Source organism: Bartonella sp. AS69XJJH (assembly GCF_042195585.1).
Lineage (GTDB): Bacteria > Pseudomonadota > Alphaproteobacteria > Rhizobiales > Rhizobiaceae > Bartonella.
Window position 1 is genome coordinate 1 of sequence record NZ_JBHIOO010000077.1, and the last position, 1,675, is coordinate 1,675.

Annotated in this window: 3 protein-coding genes; 2 read left to right on the forward strand and 1 reads right to left on the reverse strand. The window is 37.2% G+C overall.

Annotation, left to right across the window (positions count from 1 at the left end):
* Nucleotides 1-296: 296 nt before the first annotated feature.
* Nucleotides 297-914, reverse strand: coding sequence for a S24 family peptidase (locus tag ACFIK6_RS09695; RefSeq protein WP_012754749.1), 618 nt, complete (start codon nucleotides 912-914; stop codon nucleotides 297-299).
* A gap of 83 nt (nucleotides 915-997) precedes the next feature.
* Here ACFIK6_RS09695 and ACFIK6_RS09700 point away from each other — a divergent pair, with 83 nt between their 5' ends.
* Together ACFIK6_RS09700 and ACFIK6_RS09705 are read left to right on the forward strand one after the other, a co-directional pair.
* A complete protein-coding gene (locus tag ACFIK6_RS09700; RefSeq protein WP_375677598.1) occupies nucleotides 998-1,372 on the forward strand; it encodes a hypothetical protein in 375 nt (124 codons plus the stop codon).
* Between the two features lie 85 nt (nucleotides 1,373-1,457).
* Nucleotides 1,458-1,610, forward strand: coding sequence for a hypothetical protein (locus ACFIK6_RS09705; RefSeq protein WP_375642727.1), 153 nt, complete (start codon nucleotides 1,458-1,460; stop codon nucleotides 1,608-1,610).
* The last annotated feature ends 65 nt before the right edge of the window (nucleotides 1,611-1,675 follow it).

Consider the following 1,675-nt stretch of genomic DNA (forward strand, 5'->3'; position numbering starts at 1 on the left):
TAGACAACTAATAAAATTTCATCAGAATTTATAAGAATTGGATTTTCCATAATTTCTCCTCCCTAACGCCTCTTGGCAATTGTTTGTGCGTAGTTTATGAAATATATTAGTACATTATGCACTAAAGATAGTCAAGTACATAATGTACTATTTTTTTAAAAAAATAAAAAAATGACGAATCACGGCATAATTTAGAGAATCAAAAGTTTGCTGTTTACTGATAAAAATCAAGCAAACTTGCTTCAATCTGTTGATGGCAATCTAATCGATAACGTGAACAGAGAATCGTATTTTGTTTACATATCAAGAATAGTGCGCCGTACACGACCTATTATAGAGATAGCGCCTTCAAGTTTTGGAGCCTTTATTGTTTTGTCGTATGACGCAGGCTGAAAAGGAGGATCATCATTAGGTCTGTATCGTTTATATGTCGCTTGTCCAGATTCATCTGCAATTACATAGCAGGCATTAGGCACAAGTTTTTTGTCTCGCATATTTACAAATATTATAGAATCTGGAGGGCTAATTTTATTCATAGATGCGCCATCTACACGTAAAGCAATCCATTCACCGGCAGGAAGATTAACAGCCTCTGTCATAGGATAATCTGAAAAATCCATTATCCCATCTTGCTCGCTTAATTCTCCAGCGCTAATCCATGAAACGACAGGAATACTTATATTGAGGTTAGGATTTTCTTGAGGAGACTCGCCATACAAAATCCACCCCGGATCTACATTAAATACTTGTCCATAGAGCTCGGCTATTTGGCGCGAAATACCACGATTTCCATTTTCGTGACTAATTAGGGTATTTTGATTAAGAGCTGGTATAGCGCGCGCAGCTTCGCTTGGTGTTGCGTATCCAGCATTCTTACGCGCTATTTTAAGTCTATCTTTTGGCAAATAAGTCATTTGTACATTATCCACTATTTTTTTAATTCATTGTGTACGATTTTATCTTGATTTAAAATTGTACGTAATGTACTGTTCGTGTCATGGTTAATGATTTTTATGTCAAAAGTTTGATTGAATCTTGGGGATCTATACGCCAATTTGCAAAAGAAATTGGTTGTAGCTATGAGGCTGCGCGTAAAATGCGTGATCGCAATAGTATTTCTCCAAAATACTGGAATATAATTATTCAGTTGTCTAAAGCCAAGGGTCTATCTTGGGTTACACTAGATTGGTTCCTACATAATTATGGGAGTAAATCCCATAGAGTTGTTCGTCCAATGACAAAACGAAGAAAAGATACGCTTCATCTGGTGGAGAAAATTAGTACAGCAAATGCATCACAAACAGTAATATCTTCTCATATTGCTGCTCCTACAGATAATGATGAACATCAACAGCAGCATTCACACTCTTAAACAGGCAAAAATAAAGAGATCAAATTAATAGATTACGCGTCATCATGGCGTGCAGATAAATACGCAACAGCCTTAAGGGGGGATTATGATCACGCATGCACAAACCATTCTCTGTCTTGATCTAGGTATCAAGACTGGCTGGGCGATATGTTCCAAAGGGCATGCGCCTGAAGATGACAACGAAGCAGATGCTTTGGCAATTTTATATTTAAAGAAAGAAGGGGGCGCGCATGTCTAATGCAATGCCATGGATAAGATTCCATTTGTATGACTGGATAAGTGGTACAAATGGAATGACATCTG

Excerpts from the sequence above, each read along its gene's own strand:
- ACFIK6_RS09695 (WP_012754749.1), bottom strand. The coding sequence starts at position 914 with ATGACTTATTTGCCAAAAGATAGACTTAAAATAGCGCGTAAGAATGCT.
- ACFIK6_RS09700 (WP_375677598.1), top strand. The coding sequence starts at position 998 with ATGGTTAATGATTTTTATGTCAAAAGTTTGATTGAATCTTGGGGATCT.
- ACFIK6_RS09705 (WP_375642727.1), top strand. The coding sequence starts at position 1,458 with ATGATCACGCATGCACAAACCATTCTCTGTCTTGATCTAGGTATCAAG.